At 58.1% G+C, this 19,307-nt stretch carries 13 protein-coding genes and 1 pseudogene; 9 read left to right on the top strand and 5 right to left on the bottom strand.

The window, feature by feature from the left end:
• Positions 1-64 precede the first annotated feature (64 nt).
• The 8 genes from JM93_RS11430 to JM93_RS11395 all read left to right on the top strand — a co-directional run bounded on the left by JM93_RS11430 (position 65) and on the right by JM93_RS11395 (position 10,609).
• Positions 65-1,096, top strand: coding sequence for a LacI family DNA-binding transcriptional regulator (locus tag JM93_RS11430; RefSeq protein WP_145343450.1), 1,032 nt, complete (start codon positions 65-67; stop codon positions 1,094-1,096).
• Between the two features lie 92 nt (positions 1,097-1,188).
• Entirely contained in the window at positions 1,189-2,493 is a 1,305-nt protein-coding gene (locus tag JM93_RS11425) for an ABC transporter substrate-binding protein (RefSeq protein WP_145343448.1), read from the top strand.
• Between the two features lie 109 nt (positions 2,494-2,602).
• On the top strand, positions 2,603-3,469 hold the full coding sequence (locus tag JM93_RS11420) for a carbohydrate ABC transporter permease (RefSeq protein ID WP_145343446.1): 867 nt from the start codon (positions 2,603-2,605) through the stop codon (positions 3,467-3,469).
• Positions 3,470-3,481: 12 nt separating this feature from the next.
• The gene (locus tag JM93_RS11415) at positions 3,482-4,312 is read left to right on the top strand and encodes a carbohydrate ABC transporter permease (protein ID WP_145343444.1); all 831 of its coding nucleotides are present in this window, start codon (positions 3,482-3,484) and stop codon (positions 4,310-4,312) included.
• 9 nt (positions 4,313-4,321) lie between these two features.
• Positions 4,322-5,326 (top strand): ABC transporter ATP-binding protein, encoded by a 1,005-nt coding sequence (locus JM93_RS11410; RefSeq protein ID WP_145343442.1) that lies wholly within the window; start codon positions 4,322-4,324, stop codon positions 5,324-5,326.
• Positions 5,323-6,096 carry an L-iditol 2-dehydrogenase gene (locus tag JM93_RS11405; protein ID WP_145343441.1) on the top strand — a complete coding sequence of 258 codons (774 nt, stop codon included), beginning with the start codon at positions 5,323-5,325 and terminating at the stop codon, positions 6,094-6,096. Before JM93_RS11410 ends, JM93_RS11405 begins: the two co-directional genes overlap by 4 nt.
• Complete coding sequence (locus JM93_RS11400) at positions 6,084-7,589, top strand: mannitol dehydrogenase family protein (protein ID WP_145343439.1); 1,506 nt, start codon at positions 6,084-6,086, stop codon at positions 7,587-7,589. Before JM93_RS11405 ends, JM93_RS11400 begins: the two co-directional genes overlap by 13 nt.
• A 500-nt stretch (positions 7,590-8,089) precedes the next feature.
• Positions 8,090-10,609: a heavy metal translocating P-type ATPase gene (locus tag JM93_RS11395; RefSeq protein ID WP_145343437.1), complete on the top strand. Its 2,520-nt coding sequence runs from the start codon at positions 8,090-8,092 to the stop codon at positions 10,607-10,609.
• Positions 10,610-10,932: 323 nt separating this feature from the next.
• Here JM93_RS11395 and JM93_RS11390 read toward each other — a convergent pair whose 3' ends face one another.
• The 3 genes from JM93_RS11390 to JM93_RS11380 form a co-directional block, all read right to left on the bottom strand.
• A complete protein-coding gene (locus JM93_RS11390) occupies positions 10,933-12,198 on the bottom strand; it encodes an ABC transporter permease (protein WP_145343435.1) in 1,266 nt (421 codons plus the stop codon).
• Positions 12,195-12,971 (bottom strand): ATP-binding cassette domain-containing protein, encoded by a 777-nt coding sequence (locus JM93_RS11385; protein WP_425280824.1) that lies wholly within the window; start codon positions 12,969-12,971, stop codon positions 12,195-12,197. The genes JM93_RS11390 and JM93_RS11385 overlap by 4 nt, the downstream gene beginning before the upstream one ends.
• 102 nt (positions 12,972-13,073) lie before the next feature.
• On the bottom strand, positions 13,074-14,072 hold the full coding sequence (locus JM93_RS11380; protein WP_145343433.1) for a taurine ABC transporter substrate-binding protein: 999 nt from the start codon (positions 14,070-14,072) through the stop codon (positions 13,074-13,076).
• Positions 14,073-14,393: 321 nt separating this feature from the next.
• Here JM93_RS11380 and JM93_RS11375 point away from each other — a divergent pair, with 321 nt between their 5' ends.
• Complete coding sequence (locus JM93_RS11375) at positions 14,394-15,773, top strand: aminotransferase family protein (protein WP_145343431.1); 1,380 nt, start codon at positions 14,394-14,396, stop codon at positions 15,771-15,773.
• Positions 15,774-15,889: 116 nt separating this feature from the next.
• Here JM93_RS11375 and xsc read toward each other — a convergent pair.
• Together xsc and pdxR are read right to left on the bottom strand one after the other, a co-directional pair.
• Positions 15,890-17,672: pseudogene (xsc, locus tag JM93_RS11370) on the bottom strand (sulfoacetaldehyde acetyltransferase).
• Positions 17,673-17,806: 134 nt separating this feature from the next.
• The gene (pdxR, locus tag JM93_RS11365; protein WP_145343429.1) at positions 17,807-19,261 is read right to left on the bottom strand and encodes a MocR-like pyridoxine biosynthesis transcription factor PdxR; all 1,455 of its coding nucleotides are present in this window, start codon (positions 19,259-19,261) and stop codon (positions 17,807-17,809) included.
• Between the last annotated feature and the right edge of the window lie 46 nt (positions 19,262-19,307).

Here is a 19,307-nt window from a genome sequence, read left to right as displayed (position 1 = left end):
GGCGTTCCAGTGCGTTCAGAACGCCTGCTTGATCGGGCATAGAAGTAGCAAAATGGGCAAGTGCATGGCCGAGCGGAAATTGAAGAACATGGAGGAGTTTGCGGCCGCCAGCGGCATCTCCCGGCCGACTGTCTCCAAATATTTCAACGATCCGGCGAGTGTGCGCAAGACGACCCGGCAGCGTATCGAAAAGGCGCTGGAGGAATTCGACTACCGGCCGAACATTTTCGCGATGAACCAGAACCGCAAGCTGACAAAGAATGTCGGCATTGTGGTGCCGTATCTGGCCGATCCGTTCTTTACCGAAATCGCCCGGCGAATGGAGCGCTGCTGCCTTGAGGCCGGGTTCCGCCCAACGCTCTACAGCTCCCACGGCCAGCAGCATCTTGAAAATGAAATCCTCGACAGCCTGCGGTCCTTGAAGCCGGCCGGCGTCTTGCTGGCGCCGCTTGGCCGGGCCTCCGACAAACGGGTGATCGAAAAATTCTGCGAGGATGTGCCAACGGTGTTGTTTGACAGCAATATCGACGGCATCGGCGAAGCCTTTGTGGGATCTGATAATTTCAGTTTCGTCTCGCAGACCGTCGACTATTTGACCCGGACGGGTGAGTCGCCCTGTTTTTTCGAAATGAGCACGCCAGCCAATCCCAATGCGAACAAGCGGCGGACCGCCTATCTGCAAACCATGGAGCGGTTCGGCCTGGAGCCACATGTCGTCAAGGTCGATGGCGAAGGCTGGGCCTTTGAGCAGATTGGGCGCGACGGTGCGCTGCGGATGCTGAAGGCTGGCGGATTTCCCACCAGCACGGTGCTGTGCAGCAATGACCGGCTGGCGATCGGGTTGCTGTCCGCCTGCTATGACCACGGCCTCCGGGTCGGGCGCGGGGAGGGGTGCGCCCTGCGGGTCGCCTCGCATGACGATCACCCGTTTTCGCAGTTCACCTGCCCGTCCCTGACCACCGCCGCGCACGACTATGACAGCGTCTCCAGCCATGCGTTCAAGACGCTCAACACCCTGATCGAGGCGGGCGGACGCTTTGATCAGCGCGAGGAAACGCTGTTTGCAGCCCACCTTGTGCTGCGAAGTTCCGCATAGCAAAAAACTTTACGCGCGATAAATTTATATTGACGCCAGACAAATCTCTGCACTAGGGTACTTCAAGGCATCCAACTTAGGGAGGAGATCGGATGTTTATAAAGAACGCACTTTGTGCGACGACAGCGCTTGTCATGCTGCCGGTAGCCGCAGCTCATGCAGAAACACTTACCATTGCAACCGTGAACAACGGCGACATGATCCGCATGCAGGGTCTGACCGAGGATTTCACGGCCAAGACCGGCCACACCGTTGAGTGGGTCACGTTGGAAGAAAACGTGCTGCGCCAGCGCGTGACCCAAGACATCGCCACCAAAGGCGGCCAGTTCGACATCATGACGATCGGCATGTACGAGACGCCGATCTGGGGCAAGCAGGGATGGCTTGTGTCGCTGGACGATCTGCCGGAAAGCTATGACACTCAAGACATTCTGCCGGCCATGCGCGGCGGCCTGTCGGTTGACGGCACGCTCTACGCCGCCCCGTTCTACGGCGAAAGCTCGATGATCATGTACCGCACCGACCTGATGGAACAGGCCGGTCTGGAGATGCCCGACGCCCCGACGTGGGATTTCGTTGCCGATGCGGCCGCCAAGATGACCGACCAGGACAACGAGATCTACGGCGTGTGCCTGCGCGGCAAGGCCGGCTGGGGTGAGAACATGGCGTTCATCACCACGGTTGCCAATTCTTTCGGCGCCCGCTGGTTCGACGAGAACTGGACACCACAGCTGGATTCGGATGAGTGGAAGGAAGCGGTCAACTTCTACAATGACCTTCTGACCAATTACGGCCCTCCAGGGGCGTCGACCAACGGCTTCAATGAAAACTTGGCGCTGTTCCAGCAGGGCAAATGCGGCATGTGGATTGACGCCACTGTTGCAGCGTCCTTCGTGACGAACCCGGAAGATTCCACGGTTGCCGACAAGGTTGGCTTTGCCCTTGCGCCGAACAAGGATGGCGTATCAAAGCGGGCGAACTGGCTCTGGGCCTGGGCCCTGGCCATCCCGGCCGGCACGCAAAAGGAAGCCGCCGCCAAGCAATTCATCGAGTGGGCAACGTCCAAGGACTACCTGTCCCTTGTGGCGGAAAAGGAAGGCTGGGCGAACGTGCCTCCCGGCAGCCGGACATCTCTTTACGAGAACCCGGAATACGCCAAGGTTCCGTTTGCGAAAATGACGCTCGACAGCATCAACGCGGCAGACCCGAACAATCCGACCGTCGAGCCGGTGCCTTATGTCGGCATCCAGTATGTCGCGATCCCCGAATGGGCGGGCATTGGAACCTCGGCCGGTCAGGAATTCTCGGCCATGGTTGCAGGCCAGCAAACACCGGAACAAGCGCTTGAAAAAGCACAGACCCTGGTGACCGAGGAAATGGAAGCCGCAGGCTACTAACGCATTCCTCCCCCCCTGGAGGGCGGTTCAGGCCGTCCTCCATTTTTGTCCTGTTTTCCGCCCCGTTTGCGCGCGCCGGTTTAAGCCGGTGGCAGAGAAGTCTTTTTCCATGGCTACCCAGCACTCCAGATCCGCTGCCCGCATCATGATGGCGCCCGCCGTGATCCTGTTGCTCGGCTGGATGCTCGTCCCGCTGACGATGACCCTTTATTTTTCGTTCAAGAAATATCTGCCGCTGCGCGGCGGGGATCTAGGCTGGGTCGGCTTCGACAACTATGTCCGCTTCGTGTCGTCCAGCACATTCTGGCCGAGTGTCCAGACGACTTTGATCATTGTCGGCGGTGTTTTGCTCATCACCGTGATCCTTGGCGTGCTGCTCGCCATCCTGCTGGATCAGCCCATGTGGGGGCAGGGCGTTGTCAGGATCCTTGTCATTGCGCCGTTCTTCGTTATGCCGACGGTGTCCGCGCTGGTGTGGAAGAACATGTTCATGGATCCGGTGAACGGGCTTTTCGCCCACCTGTGGCAAGCGTTCGGGGCACAGCCGGTGGAGTGGCTCAGCAATGCGTCGCTGTTCTCGATCATTCTGATCGTCTCCTGGCAATGGCTGCCCTTTGCCACCTTGATCCTGCTGACCGCGATCCAGTCGCTGGACAGCGAACAGCTGGAAGCGGCCGAAATGGACGGGGCACCACCCCTGTCCCGTTTCGCGCACATCATCCTGCCGCATCTGGCGCGGGCCATCACTATCGTGGTGCTGATCCAGACCATCTTCCTGCTTGCGATCTTCGCGGAGATCTTCGTCACCACCGGCGGTTCGTTCGGCACACGGACGCTGACCTATCTGATTTATCAAAGGGTTCTGGAAAGCCAGAATGTCGGGCTCGGCTCCGCAGGCGGTGTCTACGCAATCATCTTGGCCAACATCGTTGCGATCTTCCTGATGCGCATCGTCGGCAAAAACCTGGACGCGTGAGGAGAAAACATCATGGCCCGCGCAGTCACCACCCGCCGCAAGGCATTCAACACCCTTCTGGCCTGGTCGATCGGCCTTCTGATCTTCTTTCCGATCCTCTGGACGATCCTGACCAGCTTCAAGACCGAAGCTCAGGCGATCAGCGATCCGCCGCTGTTCCTGTTCTTTGACTGGACGCTTGAAAACTACGCGGTGGTTCAGGAACGGTCCGACTACACCCGCTTTTTGTGGAACTCGATCATCATCGCGGGCGGGTCCACGGTGCTCGGTATCCTCATCGCTGTCCCGGCTGCCTGGTCGATGGCCTTTGTCCCGTCCAAGCGCACGAAAGACATTCTCCTTTGGATGCTCTCGACCAAGATGCTTCCTGCTGTCGGCGTGCTTTATCCGATCTACATCCTGTTCATCGAACTTGGCCTGCTCGACACACGGCTCGGCCTGACCATCGTCCTGATGCTCATCAACCTGCCGATCATTGTCTGGATGCTCTACACCTACTTCAAGGAAATCCCGGGCGAAATCCTGGAAGCAGCGCGCATGGACGGCGCGGGCCTGAAAGAGGAGATCCTCTTTATCCTGACGCCGATGGCCATTCCCGGCATTGCCTCGACCTTTTTGCTCAACATCATCCTGGCTTGGAACGAGGCATTCTGGACGCTCAACCTGACGGCGGCAAAAGCTGCGCCGCTCACCGCCTTTATCGCCAGTTACTCCAGCCCCGAGGGATTGTTCTACGCAAAGCTCAGCGCCGCCGCGACCATGGCGATTGCGCCGATCCTGATCCTTGGATGGTTCAGCCAGAAACAGCTTGTGCGCGGCCTCACCTTCGGCGCGGTTAAATAGGAGCCCGGAATGGGTCAGATCACTCTCAACCAGATCACCAAACGCTTCGGCGATGTCGAGGTGATCCCACCGCTCGACCTTGAGATCAACGATGGCGAATTCGTCGTCTTTGTCGGGCCGTCCGGCTGCGGAAAGTCTACGCTTTTGCGGCTTATTGCCGGGCTTGAGGACGTCACCAGCGGCGTGATCTCCATCGACGGGCAGGACGCCACCACCGTACCGCCCGCCAAGCGGGGCCTGGCCATGGTGTTCCAGTCCTATGCGCTTTACCCGCATATGTCGGTCCGCAAGAACATCGCCTTTCCCCTGCGCATGGCCGGGCTAGACAAGGCCGAACAAGACCGCAAGGTCGATCAGGCCGCGGCCGTCCTCAACCTGACCGACTATCTGGACCGCCGTCCGGGCCAGCTGTCCGGCGGTCAGCGCCAGCGGGTTGCCATCGGCCGGGCGATTGTGCGCGAGCCCTCCGCCTTCTTGTTCGACGAACCGCTGTCCAACCTCGATGCGGCGCTTCGGGTCGGCATGCGGCTGGAGATCTCCGAGCTGCACGAGCGCCTGAAAACCACGATGATCTATGTGACCCACGACCAGGTGGAGGCCATGACCATGGCCGACAAGATCGTGGTTCTGCGGGCGGGCAATATCGAGCAGGTCGGCTCGCCGCTGGAGCTTTACAAAAATCCGCGCAACAGGTTCGTGGCCGGGTTTATCGGCTCGCCGAAAATGAACTTCATCGAAGGCGCGGAGGCCCAAAAGCACGGCGCCCACGCTATCGGCATCCGGCCCGAACACATTGAAGTGTCGGAAACCGATGGGCCCTGGTCCGGCGTTGTCGGCGTGTCTGAACATCTTGGGTCTGACACGTTCTTCCATGTGCACGAAACCGGTCTTGCCGACACGATCACCGTGCGTGCTGGCGGTGAAGTCGGCTTCCGTCACGGTGACCGGATCCACATGACCCCGCGCGAAGACGTCATTCACAAGTTCAACGAAAACGGTTTGAGAATTTCATGAAACGGCTCGAGGGAAAAACTGCGCTGATCACCGGAGCCGCGCGCGGCATCGGCTTTGCCTTTGCCAAAGCCTATATTTCGGAAGGCGCCACGGTGGCCATCGCCGACATTGATGTGGCGCGGGCGGCCCAGGCCGTGGACGAACTCGGCCCGGCGGCGATTGCGGTTGAAATGGACGTCACCAAACAGGACAGCATCGACCGTGCCGTCAACGAAACGGTGTCCGCGCTCGGGCGGATCGACATCCTGATCAACAACGCGGCGATCTTCACCGCGGCCCCGATTGTCGAAATCGACCGGGACGACTACGCGCGGGTGTTCGACATCAATGTCGCCGGCACGCTGTTCACCATGCAGGCCGTGGCGCGCCATATGATTGCCCGCGGGGGCGGCGGCAAGATCATCAACATGGCCAGTCAGGCGGGACGCCGGGGCGAACCGCTCGTGGCGGTCTATTGCGCGACCAAGGCGGCCGTGATCAGCCTGACCCAGTCGGCCGCCCTCAACCTGATCGGGCACGGCATCAGTGTGAACGCCATTGCGCCCGGTGTTGTTGACGGCGAACACTGGGACGGGGTCGATGCGTTCTTTGCAAAATATGAGAACAAGGCGCCGGGGCAGAAGAAACGGGAAGTCGGCGATGCCGTGCCGTTCGGGCGCATGGGCACCGCGGACGACCTGACCGGCATGGCGATATTCCTCGCCTCCAGCGAGGCCGATTACATCCTCGCCCAGACGTATAATGTGGACGGCGGACAATGGATGAGCTGATCCGGCTTTCGAATGCGACCCTTGGCAGCGTGCCCGAACAGGTCGCCCGGCCACGCTATGACCGCAGCGCCCTGACGCCGGGGATCGTTCATATCGGGGTAGGCAATTTCCACCGCGCCCACCAGGCGTGGTATCTGCACCGCCTGATGCAAGAGGGCAAGGCGCTCGACTGGGCAATCATCGGTGCGGGCGTTAGGCCCTATGATGCGGACATGCGGGACAAGCTGCTGAGCCAGGACTGCCTGACGGCGCTGATCGAGCTGAACCCGTCGGCAACGTCTGCCGAAATTGTCGGCTCCATGACCGGCTACTTGCCCATTGAGCCTGACAACGCGCCGCTGATTGCGAAAATGGCCGATCCCGCCATCCGGATCGTCGCCCTGACGGTGACCGAGGGCGGCTACTACATCGACCCGGTGAGCAATGCGTTTGATGCGCGACACCTCGACATTGTGCATGACGCGGCTCGCCCGGACACGCCGCGCACGGCCTTTGGCGCAATTGCTGCCGCACTCAGGCACCGCCGGGATAATGACGCGGGTCCGCTCACGCTTTTGAGCTGCGATAATCTTCTGGGCAATGGCCGCATCCTGCGCCAGACCGTTGTTGGCCTTGCGCGCCTGTCGGATCCCGCCCTGGCCGACTGGATCGAGACCCGCTGCAGCTTCCCCAATTCCATGGTGGATTGCATTGTTCCGGCCACGGGCCCGCGGGAAATCGCGCTTGCGCGGGAGTTCGGCATTGAGGACCGCGCGCCGGTCTCGCATGAAGCCTTTCGCCAATGGGTGCTGGAGGACGACTTTTGCGCCGGGCGCCCGGACTGGGAGCAGGCCGGAGCCACCTTCACCAACGATGTCCACGCTTACGAGATGATGAAGCTGCGCATGCTCAATGCCGGCCATCAGGTCATCGCCAATGCCGGTGAGATCCTGTCGCTCGGCACGATTGCCGATTGTATGGCGCACCCGCTTGTGTCCGGGCTGTTTTTCAAGGTGCTGAACGCCGAGATCGTGCCGCATGTGGCCCCTGTTCCGGGCATGACACCTGCCGCCTATGCCGACTTGATCCACGGCCGGTTCGCAAACCCGGCAATTTTGGACACAACCCGCCGGGTCGCCTTTGACGGCTCGTCGCGGCACACCGGCTTCGTTCTGCCTGTGATCCGCGATGCCTTGGCCGCGGGCACCCCGGTCGAAGGGCTCGCGCTGGTCGAGGCGCTGTGGGCGCGCATGTGCGCGGGGACCCGGGAAGACGGAACGGAAATCGAGCCGAATGACCCCAATTGGGACCAGCTGAATCGAGCTGCCTGGGACGCCCGTGTGCGCCCGCACGCCTGGCTGGAGCAACATCAGGTCTACGGAGACCTGGCGGACAATCGTGTTCTTGCCGGTGCTTTTGACCGCTGGCTCAAGCGCATCTGGTCAAGCGGCTGCGAACCCGCCTTGCGCGACTATCTCAATCCGCCGCAGTCAGCCGTGCAGTCGCTGGGGTAAGTGCCGGAACGTTCCGCTGCTGCCGTGTACGGCAACGATCACAGCTTTTCCGTTATGGCTGTGTTCCAAACCGCCCAAGAGCCTCCAGGGCCAAAATACTGGCCCGGTTCAAACAAGGCTTGCGTCCTTTGATCCAGCCAACTGCGGAGCCTTCCGCGGTCATTGGGGTCGGCTCTGCTCATTTGTCAGCAGCCTTGGCCATTTGTTGGCCGCTTTAGCCAGTTGTCAGCGGTTCATGGCCCGATAGCGTTTCACTTGTGATTGGGCACAATTCAAGCCCTTTTGGGCTATCTGGCCGGCGGCTCCCGCCATTGCCCGGGAGAAACGGCGCGTGGACTGATGTCTGCCCGGGTGCTTTAAGCCATTGTGAAAAAGCAAAGATCCGGGAGCGGCGGAGTGCGGTAAGTCAGATTGGTGTAAACCCGTATCTTGACCTTCCAGCAACTAGAAGCCCCATCTTGGCCTCAATAGCCAAATCAGATGAAAAAGGATGGCGCTCGATGGCTGCCGCTTCCAGATCTCAACAGTCCCTCTCGCTGCCGGTTGAAGGCATGCATTGTGCGTCCTGCGTCGGCCGGGTCGAGCAGGCCCTTGAAAAGGTTCCAGGCGTTGCCGGGGCCAGCGTCAACCTTGCTACCGGACGCGCAGATGTCCGGTTTGAAGAGGCCGTAGATCCCCAAGCCCTTATCACTGCCATTGAGGGATTGGGGCATGTGGTTCCAAAGCAAACCCACCATCTTGCGATTGATGGAATGACCTGTGCCGGCTGTGTGCGGCGGGTGGAACAGGCGCTGCTTGCTGTCCCCGGCGTCTCCAGCGCAAGCGTAAATCTTGCCACGGAACAGGCCGAGGTTGCCGGGCAGGCGGATATCGCGGCGTTGATTGAAGCCGTTTCGAAAACCGGCAAGTCAGCGCACGCGATTGCCCAAGGCGGCCAGTCTTTGCAAGACACGGCGTCCAAAAGGGACGAGGAAACGCGCCAGCTCAAAAATACCGTACTGACCGCCGGGCTGCTGACACTGCCTGTGTTTGTCCTTGAAATGGGCAGCCATGTGATCCCCGGAATGCACCACCTGATTGCGCAGACAATTGGCATTGAGGCGAGCTGGCTGCTGCAGTTTGCCCTTACCAGCGCGGTGTTGTTCGGTCCCGGCCGGGTCTTTTACCGCCAAGGCATACCCGCCCTCATGAAGGGCGCTCCCGACATGAACAGTCTCGTCGCTGTTGGAACGGCCGCCGCTTATCTGTTCTCCGTGGTCGCAACATTTGCGCCGGGTTTTCTGCCGGAGGGGACCGTCAACGTCTACCATGAGGCGGCCGCCGTCATCGTGACGCTCATATTGACCGGGCGGTGGATGGAGATGCGGGCCAAGGGGCGCACGTCAGACGCCATCCAACGGCTGGTAAAGCTGGCCCCAAAGACCGCCCGCGTCAGGCGTGGTGGCACGACTGCCGAGGTTGAGGTCTCCAGCGTGGTAACCGGCGAGATCATCGAAGTGCGTCCTGGCGAACGGCTTCCGGTGGATGGTGAAGTGATCGAAGGGTCGACCTTTGTCGACGAGAGCATGATCACCGGCGAGCCTGTACCTGTTTCAAAAGAAACCGGCGCAACCGTCATCGGCGGAACAGTGAACCAGACTGGAAGTATTGTCTTCCGCGCCACGGCGGTCGGCACCGGAACGATGCTTGCCCAAATCATCCGGCTGGTTGAAGAAGCTCAAGGCGGCAAGCTGCCAATTCAGGCCATGGTGGACAAGGTCACCATGTATTTCGTGCCCGCGGTGATCACGCTGGCGCTGATCACGTTCGGCGTCTGGATCGCCTTTGGGCCTGAACCTGCCCTGACATTCGGTCTCGTGAACGCCGTTGCCGTCCTGATTATCGCCTGCCCCTGCGCGATGGGGCTGGCGACACCAACCTCGATCATGGTCGGGACGGGACGGGGTGCCGAGATGGGGGTCTTGTTCCGCCGGGGCGAAGCCTTGCAGATCTTGAAGGACGTACGCGTCGTTGCCTTTGACAAGACGGGGACACTCACCGAAGGCGCGCCAGGCCTGACAGACCTTGAGGTCACGAACGGCTTTGATGCCCCCACCGTGCTGTCGCATATCGCAGCGGTCGAATCAAAATCGGAACATCCCATCGCGCGCGCGATTGTAGAGGCTGCCGGGGCACAAGATCTCGCACTGCCAACTGTAAGTGACTTCGAAAGCGTGACCGGCATGGGCGTTGCCGCAAACGCGGGCGGACGAAAGGTTCACATCGGCGCGGACCGGTACATGGCCGAGCTCGGGCAAGATGTTTCCGTCTTTGAGGAGATTGCCGAGCGTCTTGGCCGGGAGGGAAAATCCCCGCTTTATGCTGCGCTCGACGGTCAGCTTGCCGCCATCATCGCCGTCTCCGACCCGATCAAGCCGGCCACCCCGGCCGCAATTGCCGCGCTGCATGCCCTTGGCCTCAAGGTCGCGATGATCACCGGGGACAACAGCCGCACGGCACACGCAATTGCCAACCGGCTTGGCATTGATGCCGTCATCGCGGAAGTTCTGCCGGAAGGAAAACTGGACGCGGTCAGAACCTTAAAGGCAGCTCACGGCCAGCTTGCCTTTGTCGGCGATGGCATCAACGACGCGCCCGCCCTGGCCGAGGCCGATGTCGGCCTTGCGATCGGGACCGGCACGGATGTGGCGATCGAGGCGGCGGACGTTGTTTTGGTCTCCGGCTCGCTTGCCGGCGTGTCGAACGCGATCGCCCTGTCCAAGGCGACCATCCGCAACATCAAGCAGAACCTTTTTTGGGCCTTTGCCTACAACGCGGCCCTGGTGCCGGTCGCTGCTGGGGTTTTGTACCCGGCATTCGGCATTCTCTTGTCGCCGGTCTTCGCTGCTGCGGCCATGGCGCTCAGCTCCGTTTTTGTCCTCAGCAATGCATTGCGGCTGAGAACCTGGACGCCGGAACTGCCGCCTGCCTCGATGTCTGGCGGATCTTCTGCGGTACTCAAAGTGGCGGCCGCCGAATGATGCCCTGGTGCCGGCGAAGCTGTTCAAGGTCATAAAGGCCACGTGCCTGAAACGCCCGATGTCTTGCCAGGTGAAGGTTCGGTTTCCGAGGGCGGGAAGACTGCCGGGACACTCTGCCAAGTTGGGCGGTAGACCGCCTGGTTGGCATGACGGGTTTGCGGGGCGTCGGGCGTGAGCCGCGCCATGTGCACAGGACACCCCGCGTTTCAGGCAAGCTCCATCCAGTCTGGCGGCGGAGTGCCGCCGCATAGGGCTTTTATCCATCGGGAAAAACACATAAGCCTTTCGGGCCCCAAATTTCTGAGGTCCACTTCAGCTATCAATCAACCGCGGCCTTTCCATGGAATGAATTTCTGTTCTGCTTTTCGCATTAGAACATCAATTGCGAAACCGATGATGCCGATCAGGACAATCCCCATGATAACAACGTCGGTTAATTGAAACTTGCTCGCGGCAACGATCATTTTTCCGGCGCCTTTTTCCGCCGCGACCAGTTCTGCGGCAACGACGGTGCCCCAGCATACTCCCATCGCTACCCGTGCTCCGGTGAACAGTTCGGGTAGTGAATTGGGTACTATGACATGTAGCAGGATCTGAGGCCGGGACGCGCCGAGTGAATATGCTGCGTGAACTTTGGAGATGTTCACGCCTGATACACCGGCTCGAGCAGCGATGGTCATGATCCAAAGAGCAGCCAAAAATAGAAGGAAAATCTTTCCAGATTCGCCTATCCCGAACCAAATGATTACGAGCGGGATCAGGGCCAGCGGTGGCACCGGGCGCATAAACTCGACGATGGGGTCAAACCAACCTCGGAACCAGCCCGACAGTCCCATAGCATACCCAAGCGGGATCCCAATCAAACTGCCGAGTAAAAAACCGGTAAAAACCCGCAGCAACGACCAGCCAAGGTGTTCAAGCAACGTGATACCTTGATAACCTTCTCCGAAGATTTCGGTGTAGCGTTTCCAAACAGCTTCGGGTGCCGGAAGCCAAATAGGCTCCATCTGAAAGCCCTTATCTGGTGTAAAGTTCAACGAGCCTTTTGGTGTCAGAACAACCGAACCGTTTCGGACCCGCACGCTTTTGCCCGCGGAGATGGGGTGACCGTCAACGGCAACGACCCGGAAGCCAGGTTTTTCCGATCCAATGTCGTTGCGGTGCACACGCACAAGTCCGCTGCGCCAAGCGGTGACGCTATCGACATCGTTTTTCACAAAGCCGTCCCCGACGCCGATGGTTGGAAGTGAAAAATCCTGCCCCCGTTCATGAACGACCACGACAACCGTTGCACTGTCGGTTTCACCAAATGCGTTTTGGGCCGTGTATGAAAATCGTGTTTCACCGACAAAGGGACCGGGAACGTGAAAGGGGGTCAGACTTGAACCTGTAAATGCGGCCCATATGAAAAAAATCGCCAGAATGGACAGAACGGAGGCGATACGGTTTGCGGACACCGCACTCTCATCGCCAAAGGTCACGGTCTTGAGGCTAGTGAAATCGATACGGCGTGCAATCCGCCGATTAGTGAAGTGTACGATCCCAAAGGCCGCAGCGAAAAACGTGATGTAAAAGACGAGAATTGTCATTGGGCAGCCTCCGATCTGCCCATGATTTCCTCCTCCATTTCCCAGATCATTCCAAGGATTTCTTCACGCCTGTCTGTGAACGCAGATTGCCTTTTGATCGCCCGTAGATCGGCGCCAACAGCGCTGTCGGCAAATGGAAGCGCGTACTCTCGGTGGATACGCCCTGGCCTTGGAGCCAATACAACGAGCCTCTCGCCGAGCAAGAGGGCCTCTTCAACTGAGTGGGTGATTAGGATGACGGTCTTGCCGGTCTCTTTCCAAAGCTTTAGCACAAGACCCTGCATCTTTTCGCGCGTCAGGGCGTCGAGTGCCCCCAGTGGTTCATCCATCAGGATTATATCGGGCTCGTTTGCAAGACATCTGGCCAGTGCAACCCGCTGCTGCATGCCGCCAGATAGTTCGTAAACGGACTTTTTCTTGAAATCCTGCAGACCGACGAGTTCGAGCAAGCGGTCGGTTATCACTTCGCGTTCCCGTCTTGGCATGCCTTTCATTCGCGGACCAAAGTCTACGTTCGAACGCACATCCATCCATTCAAAAAGAGCGCCCTTTTGAAATACCATACCGCGTTCCCGTGCTGGACCGAGGACCGGCTTCCCATTGAGCGTCACCTGACCATTCGTGGGGGCTAGAAAACCTGCAATGATGTTTAAAAGCGTGGTTTTTCCGCATCCCGATGGCCCGAGAACAGACAGCAGTTCACCGTCTTGCAGTGTCAAAGACACATCTTTGAGGGCCTGAACGGATCCGCCAGTCGGCAAATCGAAGCGCATGGATATTTTGTCGAGTGTGAGTGGCATGCCTGTCCCCCCGGATGCTGCCATGCCAGTGCTTCCGGAACCGCCCGGAGCTGTCTAGCTTAGTCCTGAGTGCGGCTACATATTCCGTGCAGCCTCTAGAGCTGATGTATCGACGGCGCTCCGATAGGACTCTCTTGGCGACGAAATGCTGCCAGCTTCCACAAAAACCATGGCGACGCCTTTCATAAATTCTTGAGCCCCGCCGCCGAGCCACTTTGCGCTGAGTTGCTCAGACAAGCTCGGAAACAAAAAAGTTGCCATCGTGCTTTTCGTTTCATCTTCGGACATGCCGGCGTCCCTTGCGATTACCGGCAGCATTTTTTCCGTGTATGTACCTGAATTCCACATCTCATTTGCTTGTGCGGTCACTTTCAGAAATGTCGCAAGGGTCTCGCTCTCTTCGGCAACAAACGCCGCGGGCGCCGAAGTAACATCGAAGACCAGAATCCCAAGCTCTTCCTTTTCCGCACCGGTCAAAAGAACATTGCCATGTTCTTTCATACGGCGTAGGGCGCCGCCCCAGCCGCAAACCATGTCGAGGCTACCTTGCGCAAATGCAGCAGCGCCGTCTGGTGGAGCCATATCCACAACATCCATGGTCTCAACATTGACGCCGAAATGGTTCATTTGTCTTAAGAAACCAAAATGGGCAGCGGTGCCAATTGGAACGCCAACTTTTTTTCCAGCAAGCTCATCCGTGCTGTGTTTATCGATCTCGAGCCTCTCGGCAACAACGCAGTTGTCGTTTTCTGAATAGCTCACGGCTATATCGACGATCTGTAAGTCCTGTCCCGCGGATGTAGCGACGACAAAAGGCGGAAGCCCTTGGCTGAGCGCAATCTGAACATCACCGGATGCCATAGCTGCTGACATGGCCGTACCTGTGTCGAAGGAGATCCAATTGACGTTCATACCCAGCGCTTTGTCGTACATGCCTGTCGCGTTGGCATATTGAAACGGCATGGGCCACTCCAGAAAATAGGCGACCGTGAGTTCATCGGCTTTAGCGGTGTGCGCTCCTCCAAGTGCTGAAATCAAGCCAAGTGCTGCCGTCAACCCAATCCTAAAATCCATCAAATCGCTCCGTCCACGCCTCTGCCGGTGAGTTCTTTCGCTGCTCTTGAGTACGAACCGTTCACTTGGTTGCTCCCCGAAACATATTAGCATTCCTGACAATACCATTTTGATTGCATGAAGCTATTCGCAACAAGTCTTGCGTGCAAGATAAAGGCCGCAACTGGACTTATCCTTGACCGGAAACTGGCCCTATTGCCTGGTCAGTTCCTATGCACATTGACGCAAGTATGGGCACGGTCGCAAAGGGCGGTTGGGGCCCGAACAGGTCTGGGCTGCCGCTAACCGGCAGAGTTGCGACTAGGACAAAAGGCGGTTTACGTGGACGCGATCATTCAAGATGAAATCCTTGGGACGGTTGCTGCGGACCGCGCCCACGTTTGGCACCACATGACCCAGCACAAGGCCTTTGAAGTTCAAGACCCGACGCTCATCGTCGAGGGCAAGGGCATGAAGGTCTGGAACGCCGCTGGTAAGGAACACTTGGATGCAGTTTCGGGCGGTGTGTGGACAGTGAATGTCGGCTACGGGAGGGAGAGCATTGCGGATGCTGTTCGCGATCAGCTTGTCAAAATAAATTTTTTCGCCAATTCGATGGGGTCTGTGCCGGGCGCAAAGTTTGCGCAAAAGCTCATTACAAAGATGCCGGGCATGAGCAGGGTATTTTATTCCAGTTCGGGCTCGGAAGCGAACGAGAAGGTCTTCAAAATGGTGCGCCAGATATCGCATCAACACCATGGCGGACGAAAGTCGAAAATTCTCTATCGCGAACGGGACTATCACGGAACAACTATTACAGCGCTTTCCGCTGGGGGGCAGAATGAGCGATCGGCACACTACGGTCCCTTTACGCCTGGTTTCGTACCGGTGCCGCATTGCCTTGAATACCGAAGCCAGTTTGAAAGCGCGGAGTGCTATGGTGAGCGGGCTGCCGATGCAATTGAAGCCGTCATTTTAAGAGAAGGGCCCGACACGGTCGGTGCGCTCTGTCTGGAAACCTTGACAGCGGGCGGCGGCGTAATTGTGCCGCCAACTGGGTACTGGGAGCGGGTTCAGGATATCTGCAGTCGCTATGATGTTCTGCTGCATCTTGATGAGGTTGTTTGCGGTCTCGGGCGCCTTGGGACGTGGTTCGGTTATCAGCAATTCGATATCAAGCCCGACTTCGTCACGATGGCAAAGGGAGTTGCCTCCGGATACGCCGCAATTTCTTGCACAGTGACAACCGAGGCGATCTTCGACATGTTCAAGGATGAAACGCTGGATCCTCTTGGTTACTTCCGTGATATTTCTACATACGGAGGATGCACTGCCGGGCCTGCAGCCGCGCTCGAAAACATGCGGATCATCGAAGCCGAAAAGCTCTTAGAAAACACGTTCATGATGGGACGGCGGCTGATGACCAATCTTCAAGTACTTCAGGATAAACACGCTGTTGTGGGTGATGTCCGCGGCCGCGGCTTGTTTGCCGGCGTAGAACTTGTGTCTGACAGACACACGAAGTTACCGGCAGACGAGGCGCATGTGCAGGCTGTTGTTTCACATTGCCTGGCTCAAGGTGTCATCATAGGCATGACAAACCGTGCCCTAACCGGTTTCAACAACACATTGTGCTTGGCCCCGGCATTGATAGCGAAGACCGACGATATTGATCAAATCACGGATGCCATTGATCGTGCTCTGACACACGTTTTTCACTAAGGCTTGCGGAAGAGACAATCGAAGTACCAGAGCGTTTCAGTCAGAATGAGTACTCGAAAATGGGCGATCGCCGGAAAACGGCCGACGATCGTTTATGCGGGTGCCTATCGAGATAGCTACGCAACGGCTTTCCGCTGCGGCCGCATATCTGCCGGGTCGATCCCGGCAACAACAACCGGTTTCTTCATGGCATCGCGCCGGAATGGCTCGCCGAGTTCCTGATTGATCAGAACTTCCACCACCGTGGTCTTGCCGTTTTCCATCTGGTTCTTGACCGCCGCATCGAGCTTTTCGGTCAGCTCGTCCATGGTGCGGGCAACCTCTCCCTTATGACCGCAAGCCTTCGCAATGGCTGCGTAGCTGACATTGTCGTCAAGTTCTGTGCCGACGAAATTGTCGTCATACCAAAGCGTAGAGTTCCTCTTCTCCGCCCCCCACTGGTAGTTGCGGAAGACGACCATGGTAATTGCCGGCCATTCGCTTCGGCCAATGGCCGTCAGTTCCGTTACAGCGATGCCAAACGCGCCATCGCCGGCAAACCCGACGACCGGCGTATCTGGACAGCCAATCTTTGCGCCGACAATTGCCGGAAGGCCGTAACCACAAGGGCCGAACAGTCCCGGCGCAAGGTATTTCCGGCCCACCTCAAAACTCGGATAGGCATTCCCGATGGCGCAGTTATTGCCGATATCGGAGCTGATGATCGCTTCACGCGGCAGAGCGGCTTGAATGGCCCGCCAGGCCTTGCGCGGGCTGAGCCAATCCGGTTTGGCAGCGCGGGCGCGCTCGTTCCAGCTCGTACCCGGATCGTCGTCCTCGTGGTCCATGGACGAAAGCTGCTGCGCCCAGCGGGACTTTGTCTGCGCAATCTCGTGCTTACGCTCTTCCCGCCCGGCGTCACCAGCGTTGGGAGCCAGCTCTGAGAGGATTGACTGGGAGACTTTCTTTGCATCCCCAACGATACCAACGCTCACCGGCTTGGTCAGACCGATCCGGTCGGGGTTGATGTCCACCTGTATGATCTTGGCATTATTGGGCCAGTAATCGATGCCATATCCGGGCAGCGTTGAGAACGGATTGAGGCGCGTGCCAAGCGCCAGAACAACATCGGCCTTGGCGATCAGTTCCATGCCCGCCTTTGATCCGTTGTAGCCGAGCGGTCCTGCAAAAACGGTGCGAGCCGGGGAACGCATCATTGTGCTGATAACCGCAACACACAGGCGCATCCAGACGTTCCGCGAGTGCGATCGTATCGCCGATTGCGTCAGCCAGAACCACGCCAGCACCGTTGAGGATGACCGGGTGTTTGGCACTGCTGAGCAGGTCCGCAGCTTCCTGAATGGCTGTATCACCGCCGGACGAGCGTTCAAAATCCACGATCGGCGGAAGGTCAATGTCAATGACCTGGGTCCAGAAATCGCGCGGCATGTTGATCTGGGCCGGCGCGCTTGCACGTTTTGCCTGAAGAATAACCCGGTTCAGGACTTCGGCGACGCGGGATGCGTCACGGACCTCTTCTTGATAGGCAACCATGTCCTTGAAAAGAGCCATCTGCTCAACTTCCTGAAAACCGCCCTGTCCCAAGGTCTTATTCGCCGCCTGCGGCGTAACCAGAAGCAAAGGAGTGTGATTCCAGTAGGCGGTTTTTACGGCCGTAACGAAGTTTGTGATACCCGGACCGTTCTGGGCAATCATCATGCTGAGTTTGCCTGTCGCCCGGGTATAGCCATCGGCCATCATCCCGCCCGAGCCTTCGTGCGCGCAATCCCAAAACGCAATCCCCGCTTTTGGAAACAGATCGGAAATCGGCATGAAGGCAGAGCCGATAATCCCAAACGCATGCTCAATCCCATGCCGTTGCAGGACTTTTACGAAGGCTTCCTCGGTCGTCATTCTCATCTTGGCTAAAACTCCCCAACGCCGCCACCATTTGCAGTGGCGGTCTGTGGGCGATTTTAGTCTTTGGCACCGGCGCATGCTTAGGGCCAGTTGCTCTGCCATGATGAGTCCAGTTCGCCTCGTAGTTTGGAGCCTCAACGCATTGCTGCGGCGATCCGGCGTATTCCTTCCGGAATCTTGGCGGACGGAATCGACGAGTAGGCGAGCCTGTAGTAGTCGTGATTTTCTTGCTCAGGACCAAAGAACGCTCGCCCCTGTTCAATAACTACACCGCTGTTGCGAAGTTCCCTGGCCAGTGCGCTGGTGTTGATGCCCGGGGGAGCCCGCATCCAAAAACTGCTTCCCCCCTGATCCAACCGGCTGGATATCTTGAGGTTGTTGTCGCGAATGGCCTTTTCCATAACCGACCGGCGCCTCCTGTAGGCTTGGCCTATTCGGTTGATCATCGTGTCGTGGTAGCCCATCGACAGAAAGTAGGCGGTCGTGCGCTGAAGTTGGCCGGGTGGGTGCCGAAAAACGAGAGAGCGCAAAGCGCGTGCTTCTTCTATCAATGCAGGTGCGCCGACGATGTAGCCAAGCCTTAGGCCCGGGAAGAGCGATTTTGAAAACGATCCGATATAGACAACTGTCCCGGCACGATCGAGTGATTTCAGCGCAGGTGTGGGTGCTCGCTGGAAGGCCATTTCGAACTCGTAGTCGTCCTCCACGACAACAAAGCCGTTCCTAATGGATTTTTTGAGAAAGTCGCGTCGACGGTCAATCGACATGGTCGTATTTGTCGGGCACTGATGGCTTGCTGTTGTAAACACAACATCTACCTCAGCAGGGAGGCGCTCAGGAGGCAATCCGTTGTCATCGACATCGACCTGGGCCACTTTGCAAGCGGCTTCGCGCAAGATGTCGCGTATTCCTGGATAACAAGGGTTCTCAATCGCGGCAAAGCGGTTTTCGCCTAATAGGATCTGAGAACAAAGCCAAAGGGCGTTTTGGGCGCCCATAGTGATCAGAACTTCATCAGATCGGGCCCATATCCCGCGTCTTGGTAGGATGTTTCGAACAATGTACTCAACCAGCTTGGGGTCATCTTGTTCGTAGGCATCTTTCGTCATGCTATCAAAGTTCTTGCGTCCAAGAGCTTCGATGGCGCAACGCCGCCAATTGTCATGATCGAAAAGACCGGCGTCAGGTTGACCGTATATGAAAGGGTAGGGGTAGTCCTTCCAATCCGGCGGGCGCACAAGGCTTGACTGATTTACATATCGCTTGGCCAGCGTTTTTTGCCAATCCACAGTGTTTGGAACCGGCAGTCTTATCTGTCCGACATGCGGAGGAGGGGCAGACGTTGATATGAAGTAGCCAGACCGTCCCCTTGAGGTCAGGTAATCGTTTGCTACCAGCTCGGCATAGGCCAGCGTAACTGTGATACGGCTTACGCCTAGCCAGTCTGCCAATTTACGGCTTGAAGGCATACGTTCACCAGACAAAAATCGGCCGGACAAAACGCCATCGCATACCAGTTGCTGAACCTGTTGTTGCAGGGTGCCTTCAGAGTTTGGATCGAGCTGAAACTGCTCTGCTTTAATCACCATTTGGACTTGCCGCGATAGTGGATCGATCTTCGGTAAACTAAAATTA

The sequence above is a fragment of the Roseibium hamelinense genome (genome assembly GCF_007830545.1).
Classification (GTDB): Bacteria; Pseudomonadota; Alphaproteobacteria; order Rhizobiales; family Stappiaceae; genus Roseibium; species Roseibium hamelinense.
This window is presented reverse-complemented; position numbering and strand designations above follow the sequence as displayed.